The following is a 21,504-nucleotide window of genomic DNA, read 5'->3' as shown; positions in this document are numbered from 1 at the left end:
TTATCACAGGCCGTGCTTGATTGTCGTTTTAATCATTGTCCAGAAAATGGCATCGGCCGCTGACAGGCGAAGCGGATTTTTAATAAACTGCAGCAGCGCAGAATACCTGCGCTGCTGCAAGCGGGTTGAGTTATACGAGCGGTCCTCCGGCTTTTTCAATGTTTTCGGTATTAGAGAATTTTTTGAAATTCTTTTTGAATGCATTCGCCAAGTGGATCGCTTTTTCCTCGTATTCGTTTTCATCTGTCCAAGTTTTAGCCGGGTCAAGCACTTGATCAGGCACACCCGGAACATGGACCGGTGAATGAAGTCCGAAAATGCGGTCAGTCTTCATTTCGGCGTTATCCAGTTCTCCTTCTATCGCAGCCTGAACCATCGCTCTCGTATAAGCGAGGCTCATTCTTTCCCCTGTTCCGTATCCGCCGCCGGTCCAGCCTGTATTGACGAGAAAGACGCTGACGCCGTGCTCATCGATTTTTCTTCCGAGCATTTCAGCGTACACATGTGCAGGGAGCGGAAGGAACGGGGAACCGAAGCAGGTCGAGAATGTGGCTTCAGGAGCGGTGATCCCGCGTTCGGTGCCGGCGAGCTTGCTTGTATATCCGCTCAGGAAATGATACATGGCTTGTTCTTTCGTTAACTTGCTGATCGGAGGAAGCACGCCGAAAGCATCTGCCGTCAGAAATACAATGGTCTGCGGGTGTGCTGCGATGCTCGGCTTGACGATGTTGTCAATCGCATCAATCGGGTAAGCCGCTCTCGTGTTTTCCGTATAGAATGCGTCGGAATAGTCCGGCTCCCCGGTTTTGCCGTCAACCACGACATTTTCAAGAACGGAACCGAAGCGGATCGCATTGTAAATCTGCGGTTCTTTTTCTTTGCTTAAGTTAATGCACTTGGCGTAGCAGCCTCCTTCAATGTTGAAAACGCCTGTGCTGGACCAGCCGTGTTCGTCGTCACCGATCAGCTTCCGTTTCGGATCGGCGGAAAGCGTCGTTTTTCCTGTGCCTGACAATCCGAAGAAGAGAGCTGTTCCGCCTTCCTCGCCAATGTTTGCCGAACAGTGCATCGGTAAAATGTTTTGTTCAGGAAGAAGATAATTCATAATAGAAAAAATCGATTTTTTCATCTCGCCGGCATATTCGGTGCCTCCGATTAAAATCGTACGCTTTTCAAACGACACGATGATAAATGTTTCAGATCTGGTCCCGTCAATGAGCGGATCGGCTTTGAAATGCGGAGCGGAAAGAATCGTAAACGGCTGTTCTTCAGGTTTTTTATCATGTTCTTCAGGTCTGATGAACAACTGTCTTGCAAACAGGTTGTGCCAGGCGAACTCGTTGACAACTGTAATCGGAAGCCGGTATTTTTCGTCTGCTCCTGCAAACCCTTCAAATACATACAATTCATCGCGTTCCTTTAAATAGCTGAGCACTTTTGTGTACAGCCGGTCAAAGGCGGATTCTGAAATCGGCTGGTTTACTGCGCCCCAATCGATTTTGTCCTTTGTGCTCGCTTCTTCCACAATGAATTTGTCTTTTGGCGAGCGGCCGGTGTATGTACCGGTTGTAGCCCGCACGGCTCCGGAAGATGTTAAGACTCCTTCTTTGCGTTCAAGGACTTTTTCAACCAAAAGGGGAACGGATAAGTTCAGCTGAACGTTTTCGCCCATTAATAACGTTTGTAAGTCAGTTGTTAAATCTACAGAATTCATAAAAAACCTTCCTTTGCGTGTTTTTTAATGTGTATAACATTAATGTAGAATTAGTATAACACATTTACTCTTATAGTCTATACCGTTTCTTCATTTTTCGTTCGGGTTTTTTCTCGAAAGACAAGTTTAAATTTATTGCGGCCGATATTGACATAACAAGCCATTTTAAGATAAGATATTTCATTGAGCGGATACTCTTATCCCGAGCTGGTGGAGGGACAGGCCCAATGAAACCCAGCAACCGGTTTCTCTTATTAATGGAAAAAAACAGTTTCTGAGACAACTACGGTGCTAACCTGATGCAAGGTGTTCAATACCTTGAGCGATAAGAGTGAAAGGCACGCAATACCAGACCCTTTCCTCAGCGAATAGGAAAAGGTTTTTTTATTGCATAAATCGAGATCCAAAAATTGCTAAAAAAACTGCCTTCAGGAGGAAGGTACTCGGCGTTTTTCACAGGACGTGAAAGGTTTTAGCCGAGTATCAAGCAGGAGGAAGGTACTGGGCGTTTTTCACAGGACGTGAAAGGTCTAGCCGGGCAGCCAGTCAGGAAAAATTCTATTAAGAGGAATTTTGACTTAGAATCTCGTCAAGAATAGCATATGGAAATTGTTTCAAAACGAGAGCGTATGAAGCCCGAGTATCGTCATATAATCAAGAGGGACGAGATCCGTATCATACTTAAGATCACGGCTGATCTTCATATACAGGAGGAAACATAAATGAGCAAAAACCGTCGGTTATTTACATCAGAGTCAGTTACGGAGGGACATCCGGACAAAATTTGCGACCAGATTTCGGATAGTATATTAGACGAAATTTTAAAGAAAGATCCGAATGCCCGCGTTGCCTGTGAAACATCTGTGACAACCGGATTGGTGCTGGTAAGCGGTGAAATCACGACGTCCACTTACGTCGATATTCCGAAAACAGTCCGCGAAACGATTAAAGAAATTGGCTACACACGTGCAAAATACGGTTTTGATGCCGAAACTTGCGCGGTCTTAACGTCTATAGATGAACAGTCGCCAGATATTGCAATGGGAGTCGACCAGGCGCTTGAAGCGCGTGAAGGAGCAATGAGCGACGCTGAAATTGAAGCGATCGGAGCCGGAGACCAAGGTTTAATGTTCGGTTTTGCCTGCAACGAAACAAAGGAACTTATGCCTCTGCCGATTTCGCTTGCTCATAAATTGTCTCGCCGTTTGACAGAAGTCCGCAAAGAGGAAATTCTGCCGTATCTTCGTCCGGACGGAAAGACACAGGTAACTGTTGAGTATGATGAGAACAACAAGCCGATTCGCATCGATACAATTGTCATTTCGACTCAGCATCACCCTGAGATTTCGCTTGAACAAATTCAGCGCAATCTGAAAGAGCATGTCATCAACCCGGTAGTGCCAAAAGAGCTGATCGATGAAAACACGAAGTACTTCATTAATCCTACGGGCCGTTTTGTTATCGGAGGACCGCAGGGGGATGCCGGTTTAACAGGACGCAAAATCATCGTTGACACCTATGGCGGATATGCCCGTCACGGCGGCGGAGCGTTTTCCGGTAAGGATGCGACAAAGGTTGATAGATCTGCAGCTTATGCTGCGAGATATGTAGCGAAAAATATCGTCGCCGCAGGCCTTGCTGATTCCTGTGAAGTGCAGCTTGCCTACGCGATCGGTGTCGCACAGCCGGTATCCATTTCAATCGATACATTCGGTACAGGCAAAGCCAGTGAAGAAACATTGATCGAAGTGGTTCGCAAAAACTTTGATCTAAGACCTGCCGGCATTATTAAAATGCTCGATCTTCGCCGTCCGATTTACAAACAAACGGCAGCTTACGGACATTTCGGCCGCCTCGACCTCGATCTGCCTTGGGAGCGCACAGACAAAGCGGATCAGCTGAAGAAAGATGCATTAGGAGAATAACAACCGCATAGCCGCTTTCATAAGCGGCTTTGTTTTTCGATGGCAAAAAGCGGGCGGATGTGAAACGTTTTTCTTTAAACACTTGTCTAATCAAGAAGCAGACTTTGATTTCTGCACGAAATTTAAAAAATCGGAGGCAATACTATGTGTGGATTTGTAGGGGTATTCAATCATCGCCCATCATCCGAGACAGCAGCCCAGGAAGAACTGATTAAACAAATGAATGAAATGATTGTACACCGCGGTCCGGACGATGATGGGTACTATCATGATGAGCATGTAGGCTTCGGATTTAGAAGGCTCAGCATCATCGATGTGGAAAACGGAGGACAGCCTCTGTCTTATGAAGATGATTCCTATTGGATTATTTTTAATGGAGAAATCTATAACTATATAGAACTGAAAGACGAACTTATTTCAAAAGGATACGAGTTCAAAACCGATTCAGATACGGAAGTTTTGCTTGCGACTTACCGCCACTACAAACAGGAAGCTGCTTCCAAGCTGCGCGGAATGTTTGCTTTTTTAATCTGGGATAAAAAAGAACAGCTCCTATACGGAGCGCGCGATCCGTTCGGCATTAAGCCGCTCTATTTTACGAAAACGGACGGCCATGTTTATTTTGCGTCAGAAAGAAAGAGCCTGATGGCTGTTGATGCCGATTTGGAATTGAATGAAAAAGCGCTTCAGCAGTATACGTCGTTCCAATTTGTACCAGAGCCTGAGACGCTTGACAAAAAGGTGCAAAAAGTAGAACCGGGCCATCAGTTTACTGTCCGCCCGGGCGAGGATATTCAATTTAAAACATACTGGAAAGTTCAATTCAAGCCTGTTCAGACCGAAGAAGACAAGCTTGTTCAGGAAGTAAGAGACGCGATCTTTGATTCCGTAAAAGTCCATATGCGAAGCGATGTGCCTGTAGGTTCCTTCCTTTCCGGAGGCATCGACTCTTCTTTTATCGTGTCGGTGGCGAAGCAATTTCATCCCAACTTAAAAACGTTTTCTGTCGGCTTTGAACATGAAGGCTTCAGCGAAGTTGACGTTGCGAAAGAAACCGCTGATAGGGTCGGTGTGGAGAACTTCAGCGCGATCATTTCCCCTGAAGAATATATGAACGAGCTTCCAAAGATCGTCTGGCATCTGGATGATCCGTTGGCAGACCCTGCTGCAATTCCTTTGTATTTTGTCGCGAAGGAAGCGAAGAAGCAAGTTACGGTTGTTTTGTCCGGAGAAGGAGCAGATGAGCTGTTCGGCGGTTACAATATTTACCGGGAGCCGCTTTCATTAAAGCCGTTTGAACGAATTCCGTCCCCGCTGAAAAAGATGCTTCTGCACGTAGCTTCAGCGATGCCGGAAGGAATGAAAGGGAAAAGCTTTTTAATGAGGGGCTGTACACCTCTTGAAGAGAGATATATCGGCAACGCAAAGATTTTTGAAGAAGGCATGAAATCAAAACTTCTTCGCCAGTATGACAGCAACCTCTCTTACTGTGACGTGACAAAGCCATATTTTGAAGAAAGCAAGTCCTACAGCGAAATTAACAAAATGCAGTATGTCGATATCCACACATGGATGCGCGGTGACATTTTGCTGAAAGCCGACAAAATGACGATGGCCAATTCACTGGAACTCCGCGTTCCGTTTTTGGACAAAGTCGTATTTGAAGCGGCTTCCAAAATTCCGGAAGAGCTGAAAACGAAAAACGGCACGACAAAATATCTGCTTAGAAAAGCGGCGGAAGGCATCGTTCCAGATCATGTCTTAAACCGCAAAAAGCTAGGGTTCCCTGTGCCGATCCGCCACTGGCTGAAAAACGAAATGCATGACTGGGCCGTGAACATCATTAAAGAGAGCGAGACAGACGCATATATCCATAAAGATTACGTGCTTCAGCTTCTTGAAGACCACTGCGCCAACAAAGCGGATAACAGCCGCAAAATCTGGACGGTTCTCATCTTTATGATCTGGCACAGCATTTTCGTTGAAAAGCGCTTTGTACCGGAAGAACTGAACCATCAGCCAAAAGAAGTCATTATCGTTTAAGTGAAAAAAGAAGGTTTTCGTTAATCGAAAACCTTCTTTTTTTATGCCGGTTTTTCAGCTGATAAATCTGCTAGCACACGTTCACATTCGGAGAAGAGATTGTCAAAAATCACTTCCCACGACTGGGTAAGGGCATAGCTTCTCGCATCGTATGACATCCGTTTTTTTAACGGCACATTGGAGAGGACGCGCAATATATTTTCGGTGAATGCATCCGGATTTCCAGGTTCGGAAAGAAAACCGTTTCTTCCGTTTTGTATAAAGTCTTTCAGGCCGCCGGAATCTGCCCCGATAACAGGCGTCCCGCAGGCGAGCGCTTCAAGCGCGGAATTTCCGAAGGTTTCCGTCGGAGAAGGAAAGACGAACAAATCTGAGCTTGCATAAATGCTTGCCAGCTCTTCTCCTTTGACATAGCCGGCAAAAGTCATATTGAGGGGAGCCCGCTTCTCAAGCTCTTTTTTTAACGGGCCGTCTCCCGCGATCAGCCAGTGGACGCCATCTTTCAAATTGGGGTGACTTGCGATCTTGAGCAGCGTCTCCAAATCTTTCTCAGGTGCAAGCCTTCCGACATAGCTGAGGATATAGGTTTCCTTTATGCTGTATCGCTTGCGGATGTGTTCGGTTTGATGCGCCGGACTGAACAGCGAGCAGTCCACGCCGCGCTTCCAGATGGAGAGGTTCCTGAATTGTTTGGCTTTGAGCTGCATAAACGTTTCGCGCGAAGGGACAAAAATTTTTCGAAAATCTTTATGAAACCAGTGCATATATTTCCATAATAGTTTGGAAAACATTTGAAGATCATAATATGAAAGGTACTGGTCAAAATCGGTATGGTAAGAGCCTACGACAGGGATGTTCCATTTCTTCGCAAGCTTGAGCCCTGCCAGGCCGATATTAAAAGGAGTCGCGATGTGAATGAGATCGGGATTGAATTCGCGGAGTTCTGATTTCATTTTGATGAGATTAGGAAGAGCGATTCTGCACTCGGGGTATAAGAAGAACGGCATGCTCGTAAAACGGCGGATGCGGCTCGAAAATTGTGTTTCATGCGTGCTTTCCGGCGCAAATACTTTATAGGACATCCCGTTTTTTTCAAGATAATCCGTATACCTTTTCAGCGTTCTGGCGCATCCGTTCACATCCGGTGTAAAAGTGTCCGTAAATATCGCAATTTTCATCGTTTCCCCTCCTGTTTGTGATGTAAAAAATCAGTGAAGCTTTGGAAGAAACGGCCGGCTTAGAAAACCATCGCCGACAAAGTTCCGACTGATATCCCGAGGGCCGTGCCTGCCAGAACATCCGAAGGATAATGAAGACCGAGATAAATTCTGGAGAGTCCCACACTGATGCCTACCGGAATTAATAAAAGCGCGAGTATCGGAAAGAATATCATTAGCGGTGTAATGACGGAAAATGCCGCGGTCGTATGGCCGGATGGAAAAGAATGATCCTTGAGCGGATTTTGCAAAACCTGTGTTTCCTTTAGCGTTAAATACGGCCGCTTTCTTGGATACAGCTTTTTGATCAGCATGACTTGAAGGTGGCTGACCAAAAGTGCAATGGCGCTGGCGATCCCCGCTGTACGAACACTTCCGGATCCGAACAGCAAGAGAGACAGGCAAGCGGAAATCGTGCAGAATGCCCCTCCCAGATGTGTTGAGGAACGAAAGTAACGGTTTAGTGCTTTTTGGTGAAATAAGCTGTTCATACCGAGGAAGACCCGGCATTCAAAGTTGTAGATGCCGACCATCAGTTTATTCAAATGTCATAACCCCCTTTACATGAATGGCTGCTTCATGTTTATTGTAAAAAATGAATGTTTAGCAAATGATAAGTATTTGTAAAGATTTCGGAAAAGAAAAAAGCCGCAGATGCGTGCGGCCGAAAAGGTTATTGCTTAAATTATCGGTGGAAAAATGGTAAAGTTGTAGCAAAGCTAATCTTTTTTTTGCAAGGATTTGTAGTATTGTCCTTTTTCAATATATTCTTTGCGAATTCTTTCCATTTCCTGTTTATCCTTGTCGGTTAACGGGCGGATGACTTTAGCGGGCCTGCCGAATGCGAGGTGCCCGGCCGGGATCTTTTTGCCAGGCGGGACAAGACTGCCTGCCCCGATAAAAGCGCCTTCCCCGACTTCCGCTTCGTCAAGAATAACCGACCCCATTCCGATAAGGGCATGCTTTCGTATCACGGAGCTGTGCAGTGTAACCTGATGGCCTACCGTCACACCGTCTTCAATCACAAGAGGGCGCTCAGGGCTTTGGTGCAGGCAGGAAAGGTCTTGAATGTTCACGCCTTTTCCGATCCTGACCGGGGCGACATCGCCGCGGATAACCGAAGAGAACCAGATGCTTGATTGCTCTCCGATTGTTACATCTCCGGTGATGACCGCGTTGTCGGCGATAAACGCCGTTTCATGAATAACGGGTTCCGTTTTTTTATAAGGGTAGATCATTGGTTTCATCCTTTCATTTATAAAATTGTGTGAGGTGGTCAGCATGTGGTGCATGGAAGCGGAAAGACCTGTTGCTTCAATCGTCATCATTCACGGTGCATGTGAGCATCACGGGCGGTATAAATGGCTGTCCGAAATGTGGCGTTCATCCGGGTTTAATGTCGTCATGGGGGATTTGCCCGGACAGGGAACTTCGACAAGAGAAAGAGGACATATACGCTCGTTTCAAGAATATATTGATGAAGTGGACAAATGGGTCGCCAGGGCGAAAGCATTTGAACTGCCTGTATTTATGCTCGGGCACAGCATGGGCGGCCTGATCGCGATCGAGTGGTTTAAGCAGCAGCAAAGCGGCATTGCCGGTCTCATTTTATCATCCCCTTGTCTCGGGCTGCAATTAAAGCCGAACAAATTTTTGGACTGGATTTCCAAAGGGCTCAACGTTTTGGCTCCGTCCATGCGGTTTGAATCCGGGATCACGCCTGATAAAGCGACGAGAAACAAAGAAGTCATCGAAATGGACATCAACGATTCATTATATATCACAAAAGTTTCTGTCAGATGGTATCAAGAAATGTTAAAAGCGTTGAAAAGCGCGATGGAGCCGACGGACGCCTTTCTCAACATCCCGCTCTTTGTCATGCAGGCGGGCACAGACTGGCTTGTCGACAAAAAAATGGTCGTCAAGTGGTTTAACGAGCTTGCTTCTCACAATAAGACGTACAGGGAATGGGAGGGCTTATACCACGAAATTTTTAATGAGCCTGAGCGGGAAGACGTTTTTAAAGCGGCCAGAGCGTTTGTGGAACAGTATATGACATAATGGAGGTGCATTCTTTGGCAGTACCGGAGCATCCTTTTGGATTAATGGCTAAAGTATACAGAGAAGTTTTTCCCCTTGTTCATCAGGAGTTGGACAAGTGGAAACGAAAAGCTGAAACGATTCAAAATCCCGAGCTGAAAACGCAGGCGAAAGCCAGCATCAGGGATAAAACCTTTCACTGTGAAGGCGGCGGCATTATGGCCCTCCTTTCAGGCGATAAAATCGAGCAGTCGATCCGGTTTATTACGGCGTATCAGACGATAAGCGACTATCTCGACAATCTATGCGACCGGAGCACCTCGCTTGACCCGGATGATTTTTCCATGCTTCATCAGTCAATGAAAGACGCGCTGACCGTCGGGGCTGAATTGAAGAACTATTACCGGTTCAGGGAAGACCAGGATGATCAAGGCTATTTGCACGACTTAGTGAAAACGTGCCAAGACGTGCTTGCGGAAATTGAGAACTATGATCTGATCAAGCAGCACCTGCTTGAGCTTTGCAGCTATTACTGCGATCTGCAAGTTCATAAACACGTTGTGGAGCATGAGCGTGTCCCCCGGCTCGAAGCGTGGTTTGAGAATTATAGATCGGCCTTGCCGAAAATGGAATGGTACGAGTTCTCAGCCTGTGCGGGTTCAACGCTCGGCATCTTCTGCCTCGTATCGTATTCCGTCCGTTCCGATTTTACTGAATCGATGGCCGGAAAGATCCGCGACAGCTATTTTCCGTACATACAGGGACTGCACATCCTGCTCGATTATTTAATTGACCAGGAGGAAGACTTAATCGGCGGAGATTTGAATTTCTGCACGTATTACCCATCACATTCAGATATGATGGAAAGGCTCGAATATTTCATCGAAATGGCGGATGAACATTTGCGCGGGATTCCGCACGAAAACTTTCACCGTTTGATCAACAGAGGTCTTCTGGGTGTTTATTTATCAGACGATAAGGTCGCGGGTCAAAAGGAAATCGGCCGGCTGGCGAAGCGCCTTATTAAAGCGAGCGGAAAAACTTCCTACTTCTTCTATATCAACGGAAGGGCCTACCGCAAAATTCAAAAAATGCCGTGGATGAAAAGCTCGTAAAGAAAAGCTCAAACCGTTCATCGGCTTGAGCTTTTGCTGTTTACAAGCTTTCCATCCGGTATTGTTTTTCAAGTACAAAACGCTTATTATACCGGAAGCTTTTTTCCCATTTTGAAACAACTATGCAGGCGACAGCATGACCCGGCACGTTCACGCCTGTTCGCGCCATGTCCATCACGCGGTCCACTCCCGCGATAATCGCGACTCCTTCAGCGGGAAGGCCGACTGCGTTGGCGGTAGCCAGAAGGACGACGAGCGAGCCAGATGGAACGGCGGCGATCCCTTTGCTTGTCATCACTAGCACGAGCATCATGAGCAATTGCTGTGAAATGCTCATGTCTATATTGAAAGCCTGCGCCAAAAAGATACAAGCGACAGATAAATATAGGCTGGAGCCGTCACAATTCAGCGATAAGCCTGAAGGAACCACAAAGGAAACGACCCGTTTTGGGCAGCCGTATTTCTCCATGCGGTCCATCAGCTGCGGCAAGACTGTTTCTGTGCTCGTAGTTGAGAACGCGATCAGAAACAAATCCCAAATCATTTTCAGGACTTCGAAGTATTTAATTTTAAAAATAAGACCGACAATCGGAAATAAAACAAAAAGAACGAGAAACAGTCCGAGAAAAACAGTGCCGACTAATTTTAACATAGGAAGCAGGAGTTCGATGCCGTATTGCCCGACGGATGCGGCCATAAGAGCAAGCACGCCGATAGGGGCTGTAACCATAACCATCTGCGTCAGTTTGAACATGATATTGGCAACAGACTCAAAAAATTTCATGACAGGCTCTGAGGCTTTGCCGATCCCGGCAGCTGCGACGCCGAACAATATCGCAAAGAAGATCACGGCAAGCAAATCATTTCTGGCCATGACGTCAACGATGTTGGTAGGAATAATATCGAGGATCATTTGTTTAAGATCGACCACTTTTTCCGTGTAGCCTGAGAGCTCGCCGATATCTTTTTTGGCCAAATGGGAGAGGTCAAGGCCGACGCCGGGCTTTAGCACATTAGCCAAAAGCAGCCCGAGTCCGAGCACGAACGTCGTAATCACTTCAAACCAAATAATCGTCTTGATGCCGAGACTGCCCATTTTTTTCATGCTTCCGCTTCCGGCCGCTCCGATGACGATTGTAGAAAAAACGATCGGAACGACGATCATTTTAATCAAGCGGATAAATCCGTCTCCGACGGGGCGCAGCGCCATTCCGAAATCAGGGAAAAAGTGTCCGATCACTGCTCCAATGGCGAGTGCGATCAAAATTTGATAAGCGATAAATTTTTTCAAATTGAAATCCCTCCGTATTTTACATGAGTTTTCAATAATTTCGTGACAAAGAGTGAAACACCTTTTCTTTTTAGAAAATTGCGAAAAATTTCTTATATTTTATTTTGATATCGCTTACATTATGTTTGGATGAAAAAAATCCTCCTAATGGAGGATTTTCAAGATATCATTTTTGAGCCGCTATTTTCTTTTCAATCGCAATGATAAAAGGCGGATCGTTTCGCTGGTTTAAATATTGGTAACAGAGGGCGCGGGCAGTATCTTGGTCGAGTGATGTGCAAAATTCGAGCAGGGCGTCCTTTTCCCGCTTTCCTTCGGGATGGCCATGGTAGACGACCAGAACGATCAGCCCCTCATTTTTCAGGATTTTGAGAAGCTGCTTGATGCTGGCGATGGTTGAATCGCTTTTTGTTGTCACCGATTTGTCGCTTCCCGGAAGATACCCGAGGTTAAACACAGCTGCTGCCACCTTGCCTGAGATGTCGTCAGGAAGCGAAGTGATGAGCTCATCATGGCTTTTTTGAATCAATGTCACCCGGTCTTTGTACTCGTTTCCAAGTCTTTCGGCAGTATTCATAAGAGCTGTTTCTTGAATATCAAAGGCATAGACATGTCCGTTTTCACCGACAAGTTCTGCTAAAAAATACGTATCATGTCCGTTTCCCATTGTCGCATCAATGACGATGTCTCCTTCGCCTGCGGCTGTTTTCAGCAGTTCTTTCGCATACGGGAGGATCTTTTTGAGCTTCATGTGGCGATGCCTTCTTTCTCTTTGTTGAACCATTTCCCCTGATAGCTGCCGCGCCTTTCCAGTTCTCCATTGATGGCATTTAAGACTTCCCATTTATTGACGCTCCACATCGGTCCGACCATCAATTCGATCGGTCCGTCACCCGTAATCCGGTGAATGATCATTTCCGGCGGAAGAATTTCAAGCTGATCGCAAACAAGCTGGACATAATCATCTTGCGAAAGGAACGTTAATTTTCCTTTTTCATACTGCTTCACCATTGGCGTTCCCTTTAACAGGTGAAGCAGATGGATTTTAATCCCCTGCACATCCAAATCGGCGACCGCTTTTGCGGTTTCCATCATCATGCCGCGGTCTTCGAGAGGCAGCCCGTTAATGATGTGAGAGCAGACGCGGATACCGTGTTTCCTCAGCTTGTTCACGCCTTCTACATAGCAGTCGAAATCATGTGCGCGGTTGATCAAATCAGCCGTCCGTTCATGAACGGTTTGAAGGCCGAGTTCCACCCAGAGGTATGTTCGTTCATGAAGCTCGGCAAGATATTCGACAACATCGTCAGGAAGACAGTCCGGCCGGGTTGCGATTGAAAGGCCGACTACGCCGTCGAGGCCGAGGACCGTTTCGTATTTTTCGCGAAGAACGCTGACAGGAGCGTGCGTATTCGTAAATGCTTGAAAGTACGCCATGTATTTGCCGTCTTTCCATTTTTCATGCATTCTGTCGCGGACTTCATTAAATTGGGTCAGCAGATCGTCGGCTCGGTTTCCCGCAAAGTCTCCGCTCCCTGCGGCGCTGCAAAATGTGCATCCGCCGTGTGCGACCGTGCCGTCGCGATTCGGGCAGTCAAAGCCTCCGTCAAGGGCGACTTTAAACACTTTATGACCGAAATGATTTCGTAAATGATAATTCCATGTATGATATCGTTTTTCACTGTTCGTATATGGAAAAGGGTTGTTCTGATGCAAACAAAAGGACCTCCTTTTAGTATTACGCATCCTAAAATTGTAGCAAATAAACACGATAAGAACAAACCGATTCCCAATTATTTTCTTCAATGATCACGGCTGTGATGGCCAAACTAATCACGATGGATTTTTCCATTAAGGAGGGGTTTTCTTTGGCTACAAGACAATCCGTCGGAGAGCACATCCAAAGAAGCGAAGATGCTTATGATTATGCTTTATCTCAATTTGAAACTGCAAGCAGGCAGGAACATTACAATGAGACAGAGTACAGCGATGCGCAGCTGATGCTTGAAAACGCGGTCAATGAATTAAACAAGCTTTCGCTGTTTGCCAATGAGCAACAAAGGGAGGAAATTCACCGCAAAAGGCTTCAGCTGCAAACCCTTCAAAACAATATGATTCTGCAGAGATCGTATGAAAGATGAACCCTTTTTGAAAGGGTTCATTTTTTTGAAAAAAGTGATTGACAAAAAAGGACGATGTATTTAATGTATTAGGTGTACTATATCGAGTAATACAATTAACACACACATGTAAAGGAGCAACTCTCATGAGTGATAAACATAAAAAAATAACGCCGATGGTGGTCGTGGCGTTTATCATTGCCTGTTCGTTCTTGTTTGTTCTTGCGAAGCTGGGCTTTATAATTCAAGAAAATTTGGGATACGTGTTTTTTTAAAAGTGAATGACCTGAGATTGAACGAGAAAGAAGGGAGATAGATGATTCAAATCGATCCGAGAAGCTCTACCCCGATCTATGAGCAGATTATCCAGCAGATGAAAGAGCTTTGCTTAAAAGGGATAATCAAGCCTGGAGATAAACTTCCTTCTGTCAGAGAGCTTGCAACCATTATCATTGCAAACCCGAATACTGTCAGCAAAGCCTATAAAGAACTTGAACGGGAAGGAATAATTGAAACGTTGAGGGGGAGAGGAACGTATATTTCAGAAAACGCGAAAGTTACGCTTGATGAAGGGAAGATTGCGATGATTAAAGAGCAGTTAAAGCAGCTGATCATCGATGCGCATTACGCTGGGATCGACACTAAAAAGCTGCAGGAGTGGATGGCGGAAATCGACGAAGAAGTGAGAGGAGGGGAAGTGAATGATTGAGCTCAAATCTGTATCAAAAACGATTGACGGAAAACAAATACTCAAAAACATCTCCTTTAAGCTTGAGGAAGGAGAGATTTTCGGACTGCTCGGCAGAAACGGCTCAGGGAAAACAACGCTTCTCCGCCTGATTCAGCAAATCCTGCTGCCTGATGAGGGAGATATCTACTTCGGCAGCGTCAAGGTGAAGGACCATCCGCTCGTCAAGCGCAATATCGTCTATATGCCCGTTCAAAACACCTATTTCGAAAAATACAATTACAAACAGCTCGTCAATATTTTGCGAAACATTTATCCTGACTTTGATGTTACATACGCTAATGAATTAATGAACCGCTACGATATTCCTGAAACAAAAAAGTACAGGGAATTGTCTACAGGATTGAAAAAGCAAATGTCGCTGATCTTGTCATTTGCGATCCGGCCGGCGGTCATCCTGCTCGATGAACCGACAGACGGCATTGATGCCGTCACAAGACAAGATGTTCTCCAGCTGATGGTCGATGAAGTGGCTGAAAACAACACGACGATTCTCATCACATCCCACCGGCTTGAGGATATTGAAAGAATGTGCAACCGAATCGGTTTTCTCGAAGACAATACATTGTCGAACATCATGGATCTTGATGAACTGAAAGGCGATTTTATTAAAATCCAAATGGCATTTGAAGAAGATGTCAATTTGAAAATCAGAGAAAGGGAAATCCCTGTTTTGGATCACACCGGCGTCTTTTATACGGTGTTGATTCCGAAAGAAGACGATGTGAGCAAACAATTTCTTAAAAGTTTGTCTCCGAAAGTTTGGAACGAGCTTCCGGTCAGTCTTGAGGAAGTATTCATCGCGAAGTATGGAGGTAAGCGAAGATGGTAGACCGCGGACTTTTATATAAAGAGTGGAAACAGCATTTCTGGATTTTTTTAGTTGTGTTTGCAGCGGTGATGCTGAGTGAACCGCTTACGCTTTTGAATGATTATTTCCAGTACCAAGGATGCCTTGCAGAACTGAAAAAATTTCCCGATATGGAGTGTGTTTTATATAAAGATTATGAGATAGGCGGGGCTATGAGAATGTTCTGGGTTGGAGGAGTCGCGCTTGCACTCAGCCAGATCGGGTTTGAACGTAGCAGAGGAACGCTTGATTTCACACTCGGCCTCCCTTATAGGCGCGGCATCATTTTCAATACGAAATATGTCTTCGGCCTTTCAATTCTTTTAACAGCTCAGCTATTATCTTACTTATTATCTTACGCTTTGATTATTTTGTATAAGGTTGATGTCATTCATTTTCATGAGTATTTTATCGGGTCGGTCATTTTCTGCTTTATGGTCTACTCGCTTGTCATGGCGGCGGGCGCGATGACCGGCAATCCGCTGGCCCAGCTGGTCGTTGCATTTTCAACGTCGATCCTGCCGTATTTGCTGATCGGGCTTCCGTTGGCCAACCTTCGAATCATTCGGAGTTTCTTTGGAGGTCACTCTGCTTTCTTTTATGGTGAAACAGAACTATTGGATTATATAACGCCGATCATGTACCTCAACCATTTCGGCATTCAATACGGCAGCCTGGCCTTTACGCTTATTCCGCTCGCCATGGGGATTTTGTTTTATATGATCGGCTACTTCTGCTTTATCAGACAGCAGATTGAACGGAACGGACATTTTTTCCTTTGGGGAAAAATGGACCGGCCGATCCAAATTCTCGTGATTTTATTCGGCATCGGGGGATTCGGGACAGCCTCTGGCTCAAGCCTGTCCAGCTATATCTTCGGTATGTTGATCGGTTCGGCAGTCGGGTTTTTAATCAGTTACTTCTTGATTTTTAAAAAAATAAAACAGCTGTAACCCATAATGGAGAGGAGATTTACAAATGATCAGTGTAGAGCATATTCACCACTCGTTTAAAGTCGGCAAAAAGGGGAGGGAAAATGAAATTAAAGTGTTAAAGGATGTCTCGCTTACCGTCGAAAAAGGCGAAATCGCCTGCATTGTCGGACGGAGCGGTTCCGGAAAATCGACGCTGTTGAACTTGATTTCCGGCTATATCGCCCCGACAGAAGGTAAGATCGTCATTGACGGCACGAATGTCACGAATTACGGCGAAAAAGAATGGGCGGCATTCAGGCTTGAACATTTCGGCTTCATCTTTCAAAGTTTTCAGCTGATTCCGAGCCTGACGACTTTCGAAAATATCGAGCTGCCTCTGACTTTAAAAGGTGTTCATCCGTCTGAGCGGAAGCAACGCGTCAATGAGATGCTTCACCGCGTCGGCCTTGAAAACCACGCCGGCCACTATCCGAATGAGCTTTCAGGCGGACAGCAGCAGCGCGTCAGCATCGCCCGCGCTTTGATTTTGAATCCGTCAATCATTTTAGCCGACGAACCGACAGGAAGCCTGGACTCCGAAACAGAACAGGAAATTCTCGAATTCATTCGGCAGCTGAACAGGGAACGCGGGATTACATTTGTCATCATCACGCACGATGACGAAGTGGCATCGATCGCCAATACGAAATTTCAGTTATCTGACGGCGTGTTAGAGAAAGGGGAAGAGACTGTTGAAGTTTAAGGATCAGTTGAAGTTTATTAGAAGAAATATGAAGAAAAACCGCCTGCGTGTATTCATGACCATTCTCGCAACAACGGTGGCCTGCGCATTTTTAATCGTGCTCGCATCGGTCGGGTTCGGCCTGCAAAAATCGCTGACTGAACAGCTGATGAAAGAGCAAATCGTGACTGAGATAAATGTTGTCGGAAAAGAAGGGCAAAGCGATCAGAAAGTTCAAAAGAAAGACTTGAAAGAATTCGAAAATCGCAAAGATGTGTCCGCGATTATCGAGCGCACGCAGGTGTTCGCACCTGCTGAAGCAAAGTTGGGCAACAGGACAAACAATCAAATGTCGAATATCACGATTACTGACATGGCCGCTGAACAAAAAGCCAATATCAAACTCGATCGCGGCCGCGTAGCGAAAACACCGAATGAAATCGTCGTCGGCTACCATTTCGGGAAGAATCTCTGGACGAAAAAAGAAGCCCAAGATTATGAAAAGCAGATGGAAAATAATGCTGAGGAAGTAAAAGAACCAAAAGGATACGCAGAAGATATTCTCGGCAAAACAATTGAATTAAAGATCTCAAAAATGGATGAAAAAACAGGAGAAGAAGGGAAAGCGAAAACATATGATCTGAAAGTTGTCGGAGTTACGAAAAAACCTTCTTATGAATGGGCAAGCGATTCAACAGTCTATGTCAGCAACGACATGCAAAAAGACATCACCGGATTTCTGAAGGCGGACAAAGACAGCGGCACGATCGAAAAAAAGCTTTCGGTTTACGCGGATAACTTTGAACATGTCGGACAGCTGACAACAGATTTGGAGGATGAAGGCTACTACGTCGATTCAATAACGAAAAAACTCGAAAGCATTAATCTTTTTTTCATGGCTTTTAAAATCGGTCTGATCTTCGTCGGAGTCATTGCCGTCTTGATTTCAGCGATCGGCATTTTCAACACGATGACAATGGCGGTTACAGAGCGGACGCAGGAGATCGGCATTATGAAAGCGATCGGGGCAAGCCCGAACGTGATCAGGAAAATGTTTCTGCTGGAAAGCGCCTATATCGGTATCTTAGGATCTGTTTTAGGTGTTATCATTTCATACGGTGTCAGCTTTTTAGTGAACAAGATTATACCACCTATTTTATCATCGGTTTCAGAAGGAGGAGCGAGTGCGGCAGACTTCAGCATCACCTTCTCGTACATTCCGGTCAGTCTTGTCCTTATCGCGACCTTGATCAGTGCAGGCGTCGCCATTCTTTCAGGCCTGAACCCGGCCATTAAAGCGACAAGAACGAACGTGCTGACAGCATTAAGAAGAGAGCTTTAAGAAAAAAGCCGGCGGTATGCCGGCTTTCAGCGTGTCGACAAACCCTCGCATTCGTTGTCAGGCCTGCGCGTCGGTGCTCACGAATAGGAGAAGGATCGTCGGCTAACCGCCCAGGCGTCCTGCCTGAACGCCGCCGTCATCACATCCTGTGAAAGTCAGCTTCCGATGCTCGGCCTTCCTAGACTGCAAGGGTTGGGGGTCACGCTGAAAGGATGACAAAATCCCAAAACTAAGAGCCGTTTTGGGATTTTGTCAACAATCTGAAAGCCGGCGGTATGCCGGCTTTTTTAACGTTTCGGAGGTCTGTACCCCGCATCACGCGCCTCCTGTTCTGTGCAGAACCAGCGGGCGACGTTTTTCGTGCGGTCATAATATGTACTTCCTGGTGTATGATAAATATGGTTGACGCTTCCTTTGATTTTGCACTCCTGTTTGCTTTCACCGCTGTTTTTCTTAGGGGAGGGCGCGCTGTGTGACGTTCCGGCCTGAGCGGTGGCGTTCTTTTCTTTTACAGTGGCTTCGGTACTGCCGCTTTTTTCTTCAGCCTTAGCCAGTTTTTCTGACAGCGATTTTGTTTTTTTCGTAAGCGAGTCTTTTTCTTTTGTCAGTTTTTCGTTTTCTTTTTTTAATGTGTCATTCTCCGTTTTGGCTGCCTTCAGTTTTTCGTTTGCTTGATTGAGCTGCTGCTTTAATGCGGTTTGCTCCTTTTGTACAGCGCTGTGTTCAGTTTTCAGTTCCTGAAGCTCGGTTGTCAGGTCCTCTGTTTTTGTCTCATCGACGGCATATGTTTCCTCACTGTAATAAGGCGCAGAGATGATCAGGAGGAGAAGTCCGCCTGCAAAACAAGGATAAAAGAGTTTTCTGGAAAACCTTTTGCCTGGAGAAAAGATTCTTCTGATCAAATGAAATACAAGGTAGCAGATGGAAAAAATAAAGGATAAAAACCCGATCAGCATGATAGATTCCATGATTCGTCTCCTTTCGTGTTTGATAACTATATTTTAGCTTAAAAAGAAAAAAATGTTTATACCAAAAAACTTCTTGCAAATCTAAATATTCAAACGTAAAATAAAGAAATCATTTAAAAAACTGAATATGCAGCTTATAAAGAGAGATGGAGGGACTGGCCCGGCGAAATCTCAGCAACCTGCAGCAGAGCAAGGTGCTAAATCCAGCAGAATGTCAGGCGCATTCTGAAAGATAAGTTGAACAACTCTTTCAGGCGCTGAAAGAGTTTTTTTTATTTTGGAGGAGGAGATGTACATGAACAAGATATTAAAATGGACTTCCGTGCTGGGACTGGCCTTGAGCATGGCGCTTCTGACCGCATGCGGAAACAATGCCGAAAGCGATGGTAAAACGATCAAAATAGGCGCTACTGCAGGACCGTATTACGATATGGTCAAAAAAGCGATTCAGCCTGAACTTGAGAAAAAAGGCTACAAAGTTGAAGTGGTCGAATTCACCGACTATGTACAGCCGAACACGGCGTTAAGCGAAGGCGAACTCGACGCCAATTTGTTTCAACATGAGGTTTTTATGAAATCATACAATCAAGAAAACAATAAACATCTTGCTGCACTCATTTCTGTGCCGACCGCTCCGATGGGTCTCTATTCTGCCAAATATAACGACTTGAACGATGTCAAAAACGGGGCGGAAGTGGCTGTTCCAAACGATCCGGCCAATGCCGCCAGGGCATTTTTAACGCTCCAGGATCAGGGGCTGATTCGGCTGAAAAGCGATGTCGACACATTGAAAGCCTCTGTGCAGGATATTGCGGAAAATCCGAAAAAGCTGACATTTAAACAGCTTGAATCTGCCAATCTTCCAAGAGCGGTCGATGACCTGGATATCGCGGCTGTCCCGGGTAATTTCGCTCTCTCCGCTAATATGAAGTTGCAGGACGCGCTGGCGCTTGAGAACATGCCTGACCGCTACCGCAATCAAGTGGTAGTGGATGAAAAAAACAAAGACAAGCCATTCGCCAAAGATCTCAAAGAAGCGGTAAAATCCAAAGCTTTCGAAGATGCGATCGATCGGGAATTCGCCGGTTTCGGAAAGCCAAAATGGATGACGCAATCATAAAAAAATTCCCCCTTTAAAAAGGGGGTTTTTTATGTTGAAAATCGAAATCGTGTCAATTGAAAAAAATGGGCAAAACGAATAGAATCTAGAGGGAATGCTAAAGAGAAAGAAGGAAACGCTATGCCGCGCACATTATGGCTATTGGTCATCGGAATGTTTATCAATGTCACAGGGGCATCTTTTTTATGGCCGCTGAATACCATCTATATCCATCAGCATTTGGGAAAGTCGCTGACAGCGGCCGGATTTGTGCTGATGCTGAACTCAGGGGCAAATGTGCTGGGCAACCTGTTCGGGGGATATCTATTCGATAAAATCGGCGGATTTAAAACCGTCGTACTTGGAATTGTGATCACGTTTGCGAGCCTTTCAGGCCTCGTCTTTTTTCACGAGTGGTTCCAATACATTCTTTTCTTAACACTGGCCGGTTTTGGATCAGGGATCGTGTTTCCGGCATGCTATGCAATGGCCGGCTCGGTTTGGCCGGAAGGCGGCAGAAAGCCGTTCAATGCTGTATACGTGGCGCAAAATGCAGGGGTGGCAGTTGGTTCAGCGCTCGGCGGAATTGTCGCGTCTTTTTCATTTACGTATGTTTTTCTGGCGAATGCAATGCTGTATGCCGTCTTTTTCATGATTGCGATTTTCGGATTTAGACGCATTCGGTCTGAAAAAGCCATGCAGTCTTCTGTTTTGGATCATGCCGATTCAGTCAGCGGGAAATCTAGATTCTCCGCGCTTTTGGTTATATGTACGGGCTACCTGCTCGGCTGGGTCGCTTATTCGCAATGGTCCTCGACCATCGCTTCACACACCCAGGAGCTGGGGATATCTCTTGGGCAGTACAGCGTACTTTGGACAGTGAACGGGGCGCTCATTGTTTTCGGTCAGCCGCTGATCGGTTTTTTTGTGAAACGGTTTGCCGAATCGCTGAAAAACCAAATCGTGATCGGATTTGTCATTTTTATGATGGCATACGGAATTTTGTTTGGCGCTGAACGGTTTCCGGCGTTTCTTGCCGCGATGGTTGTGCTGACCATTGGCGAAATGCTTGTATGGCCGGCTGTGCCGACAATCGCCAACCGTCTCGCTCCGAGGGGAAAAGAAGGGTTTTATCAAGGGTTTGTCAACAGTATGGCGACCGGCGGAAGAATGATCGGGCCGCTTTTTGGCGGAATGCTGGTTGATTATTTCAATATGCAGCTTTTGCTCGCGGTTTTGCTCGTATTGCTGCTGTTCGCAATAGGAACGGCGTTTTTATACGACAGGAAGGAAAAGCAGCTCTCCGCTCAATCAGATGCATAAGTGGTATAGAAAAAATAGGTAATTGTAATTATATGAAAATGAATCGAAGGAAT

21 protein-coding genes and 2 riboswitches are annotated in these 21,504 nt (G+C 45.8%); of the genes, 13 read left to right on the top strand and 8 right to left on the bottom strand.

What is annotated here, in order from left to right; genetic code table 11:
* Window positions 1-130 precede the first annotated feature (130 nt).
* Window positions 131-1,714 (bottom strand): phosphoenolpyruvate carboxykinase (ATP), encoded by a 1,584-nt coding sequence (pckA, locus tag MHH76_RS16160; protein WP_043054444.1) that lies wholly within the window; start codon window positions 1,712-1,714, stop codon window positions 131-133.
* Window positions 1,715-1,908: 194 nt separating this feature from the next.
* Window positions 1,909-2,046, top strand: a riboswitch (SAM riboswitch).
* A 390-nt stretch (window positions 2,047-2,436) separates the two neighbouring features.
* On the opposite strand from pckA, the gene metK reads away from it, so the two are divergent.
* Together metK and asnB are read left to right on the top strand one after the other, a co-directional pair.
* Window positions 2,437-3,639 carry a methionine adenosyltransferase gene (gene metK, locus MHH76_RS16155; protein WP_003184586.1) on the top strand — a complete coding sequence of 401 codons (1,203 nt, stop codon included), beginning with the start codon at window positions 2,437-2,439 and terminating at the stop codon, window positions 3,637-3,639.
* Between the two features lie 144 nt (window positions 3,640-3,783).
* Window positions 3,784-5,682, top strand: coding sequence for an asparagine synthase (glutamine-hydrolyzing) (gene asnB / locus MHH76_RS16150; protein ID WP_023855828.1), 1,899 nt, complete (start codon window positions 3,784-3,786; stop codon window positions 5,680-5,682).
* 41 nt (window positions 5,683-5,723) lie between these two features.
* On the opposite strand, the gene MHH76_RS16145 is transcribed toward asnB, so the two are convergent.
* The 3 genes from MHH76_RS16145 to MHH76_RS16135 form a co-directional block, all read right to left on the bottom strand.
* On the bottom strand, window positions 5,724-6,860 hold the full coding sequence (locus tag MHH76_RS16145; RefSeq protein WP_043054443.1) for a glycosyltransferase family 1 protein: 1,137 nt from the start codon (window positions 6,858-6,860) through the stop codon (window positions 5,724-5,726).
* Window positions 6,861-6,919: 59 nt separating this feature from the next.
* Window positions 6,920-7,444 carry a phosphatase PAP2 family protein gene (locus MHH76_RS16140; protein WP_043054442.1) on the bottom strand — a complete coding sequence of 175 codons (525 nt, stop codon included), beginning with the start codon at window positions 7,442-7,444 and terminating at the stop codon, window positions 6,920-6,922.
* Window positions 7,445-7,618: 174 nt separating this feature from the next.
* The gene (locus MHH76_RS16135; RefSeq protein WP_020452666.1) at window positions 7,619-8,137 is read right to left on the bottom strand and encodes a gamma carbonic anhydrase family protein; all 519 of its coding nucleotides are present in this window, start codon (window positions 8,135-8,137) and stop codon (window positions 7,619-7,621) included.
* Between the two features lie 43 nt (window positions 8,138-8,180).
* Here MHH76_RS16135 and MHH76_RS16130 point away from each other — a divergent pair, with 43 nt between their 5' ends.
* Together MHH76_RS16130 and MHH76_RS16125 are read left to right on the top strand one after the other, a co-directional pair.
* Window positions 8,181-8,960 (top strand): alpha/beta hydrolase, encoded by a 780-nt coding sequence (locus MHH76_RS16130; RefSeq protein ID WP_023855831.1) that lies wholly within the window; start codon window positions 8,181-8,183, stop codon window positions 8,958-8,960.
* 14 nt (window positions 8,961-8,974) lie between these two features.
* The gene (locus MHH76_RS16125; protein ID WP_020452664.1) at window positions 8,975-10,054 is read left to right on the top strand and encodes a tetraprenyl-beta-curcumene synthase family protein; all 1,080 of its coding nucleotides are present in this window, start codon (window positions 8,975-8,977) and stop codon (window positions 10,052-10,054) included.
* Window positions 10,055-10,094: 40 nt separating this feature from the next.
* Here MHH76_RS16125 and gltP read toward each other — a convergent pair whose 3' ends face one another.
* The 3 genes from gltP to MHH76_RS16110 form a co-directional block, all read right to left on the bottom strand.
* Window positions 10,095-11,345 carry a glutamate-aspartate/proton symporter GltP gene (gene gltP / locus MHH76_RS16120; RefSeq protein ID WP_023855832.1) on the bottom strand — a complete coding sequence of 417 codons (1,251 nt, stop codon included), beginning with the start codon at window positions 11,343-11,345 and terminating at the stop codon, window positions 10,095-10,097.
* 166 nt (window positions 11,346-11,511) lie between these two features.
* A complete protein-coding gene (locus tag MHH76_RS16115; protein ID WP_043054441.1) occupies window positions 11,512-12,096 on the bottom strand; it encodes a class I SAM-dependent methyltransferase in 585 nt (194 codons plus the stop codon).
* Window positions 12,093-13,061: a TIGR01212 family radical SAM protein gene (locus MHH76_RS16110; protein ID WP_020452662.1), complete on the bottom strand. Its 969-nt coding sequence runs from the start codon at window positions 13,059-13,061 to the stop codon at window positions 12,093-12,095. Before MHH76_RS16110 ends, MHH76_RS16115 begins: the two co-directional genes overlap by 4 nt.
* Before the next feature lie 152 nt (window positions 13,062-13,213).
* Between MHH76_RS16110 and MHH76_RS16105 the strand changes: the two genes are divergently transcribed.
* The 7 genes from MHH76_RS16105 (at window position 13,214) to MHH76_RS16075 (ending at window position 18,061) form a co-directional block, all read left to right on the top strand.
* Window positions 13,214-13,486, top strand: a complete 273-nt coding sequence (locus tag MHH76_RS16105) for a YtzC family protein (protein ID WP_003184568.1) — start codon at window positions 13,214-13,216, stop codon at window positions 13,484-13,486.
* 125 nt (window positions 13,487-13,611) lie between these two features.
* Complete coding sequence (locus MHH76_RS16100) at window positions 13,612-13,740, top strand: hypothetical protein (protein ID WP_020452661.1); 129 nt, start codon at window positions 13,612-13,614, stop codon at window positions 13,738-13,740.
* A 41-nt stretch (window positions 13,741-13,781) separates the two neighbouring features.
* Entirely contained in the window at window positions 13,782-14,174 is a 393-nt protein-coding gene (locus MHH76_RS16095) for a GntR family transcriptional regulator (protein ID WP_003184565.1), read from the top strand.
* Complete coding sequence (locus tag MHH76_RS16090; RefSeq protein ID WP_020452660.1) at window positions 14,167-15,045, top strand: ABC transporter ATP-binding protein; 879 nt, start codon at window positions 14,167-14,169, stop codon at window positions 15,043-15,045. Before MHH76_RS16095 ends, MHH76_RS16090 begins: the two co-directional genes overlap by 8 nt.
* A complete protein-coding gene (locus tag MHH76_RS16085; protein ID WP_020452659.1) occupies window positions 15,039-16,016 on the top strand; it encodes an ABC transporter permease in 978 nt (325 codons plus the stop codon). The genes MHH76_RS16090 and MHH76_RS16085 overlap by 7 nt, the downstream gene beginning before the upstream one ends.
* Before the next feature lie 25 nt (window positions 16,017-16,041).
* Window positions 16,042-16,740, top strand: a complete 699-nt coding sequence (locus MHH76_RS16080; protein WP_020452658.1) for an ABC transporter ATP-binding protein — start codon at window positions 16,042-16,044, stop codon at window positions 16,738-16,740.
* On the top strand, window positions 16,730-18,061 hold the full coding sequence (locus MHH76_RS16075) for an ABC transporter permease (RefSeq protein ID WP_020452657.1): 1,332 nt from the start codon (window positions 16,730-16,732) through the stop codon (window positions 18,059-18,061). Before MHH76_RS16080 ends, MHH76_RS16075 begins: the two co-directional genes overlap by 11 nt.
* A gap of 287 nt (window positions 18,062-18,348) precedes the next feature.
* Here MHH76_RS16075 and MHH76_RS16070 read toward each other — a convergent pair whose 3' ends face one another.
* Window positions 18,349-19,029: a hypothetical protein gene (locus MHH76_RS16070; RefSeq protein ID WP_020452656.1), complete on the bottom strand. Its 681-nt coding sequence runs from the start codon at window positions 19,027-19,029 to the stop codon at window positions 18,349-18,351.
* A gap of 131 nt (window positions 19,030-19,160) precedes the next feature.
* Window positions 19,161-19,268: riboswitch (SAM riboswitch) on the top strand.
* Window positions 19,269-19,324: 56 nt separating this feature from the next.
* Here MHH76_RS16070 and MHH76_RS16065 point away from each other — a divergent pair.
* Window positions 19,325-20,149 carry a MetQ/NlpA family ABC transporter substrate-binding protein gene (locus MHH76_RS16065; RefSeq protein ID WP_020452655.1) on the top strand — a complete coding sequence of 275 codons (825 nt, stop codon included), beginning with the start codon at window positions 19,325-19,327 and terminating at the stop codon, window positions 20,147-20,149.
* Window positions 20,150-20,269: 120 nt separating this feature from the next.
* Window positions 20,270-21,451 carry an MFS transporter gene (locus tag MHH76_RS16060; protein WP_020452654.1) on the top strand — a complete coding sequence of 394 codons (1,182 nt, stop codon included), beginning with the start codon at window positions 20,270-20,272 and terminating at the stop codon, window positions 21,449-21,451.
* The last annotated feature ends 53 nt before the right edge of the window (window positions 21,452-21,504 follow it).

The organism is Bacillus sp. FSL L8-0193 (assembly GCF_037976065.1).
Classification (GTDB): Bacteria; Bacillota; Bacilli; order Bacillales; family Bacillaceae; genus Bacillus; species Bacillus paralicheniformis.
This window is presented reverse-complemented; position numbering and strand designations above follow the sequence as displayed.

Coding starts and splice junctions, on each gene's coding strand:
- MHH76_RS16095 (WP_003184565.1), top strand. CDS start 13,782: ATGATTCAAATCGATCCGAGAAGCTCTACCCCGATCTATGAGCAGATT.
- MHH76_RS16135 (WP_020452666.1), bottom strand. CDS start 8,137: ATGATCTACCCTTATAAAAAAACGGAACCCGTTATTCATGAAACGGCG.
- metK (WP_003184586.1), top strand. CDS start 2,437: ATGAGCAAAAACCGTCGGTTATTTACATCAGAGTCAGTTACGGAGGGA.
- MHH76_RS16080 (WP_020452658.1), top strand. CDS start 16,042: ATGATCAGTGTAGAGCATATTCACCACTCGTTTAAAGTCGGCAAAAAG.
- pckA (WP_043054444.1), bottom strand. CDS start 1,714: ATGAATTCTGTAGATTTAACAACTGACTTACAAACGTTATTAATGGGC.
- MHH76_RS16085 (WP_020452659.1), top strand. CDS start 15,039: ATGGTAGACCGCGGACTTTTATATAAAGAGTGGAAACAGCATTTCTGG.
- MHH76_RS16060 (WP_020452654.1), top strand. CDS start 20,270: ATGCCGCGCACATTATGGCTATTGGTCATCGGAATGTTTATCAATGTC.
- asnB (WP_023855828.1), top strand. CDS start 3,784: ATGTGTGGATTTGTAGGGGTATTCAATCATCGCCCATCATCCGAGACA.
- MHH76_RS16100 (WP_020452661.1), top strand. CDS start 13,612: ATGAGTGATAAACATAAAAAAATAACGCCGATGGTGGTCGTGGCGTTT.
- MHH76_RS16115 (WP_043054441.1), bottom strand. CDS start 12,096: ATGAAGCTCAAAAAGATCCTCCCGTATGCGAAAGAACTGCTGAAAACA.
- MHH76_RS16065 (WP_020452655.1), top strand. CDS start 19,325: ATGAACAAGATATTAAAATGGACTTCCGTGCTGGGACTGGCCTTGAGC.
- MHH76_RS16090 (WP_020452660.1), top strand. CDS start 14,167: ATGATTGAGCTCAAATCTGTATCAAAAACGATTGACGGAAAACAAATA.
- MHH76_RS16145 (WP_043054443.1), bottom strand. CDS start 6,860: ATGAAAATTGCGATATTTACGGACACTTTTACACCGGATGTGAACGGA.
- MHH76_RS16070 (WP_020452656.1), bottom strand. CDS start 19,029: ATGGAATCTATCATGCTGATCGGGTTTTTATCCTTTATTTTTTCCATC.
- MHH76_RS16130 (WP_023855831.1), top strand. CDS start 8,181: ATGTGGTGCATGGAAGCGGAAAGACCTGTTGCTTCAATCGTCATCATT.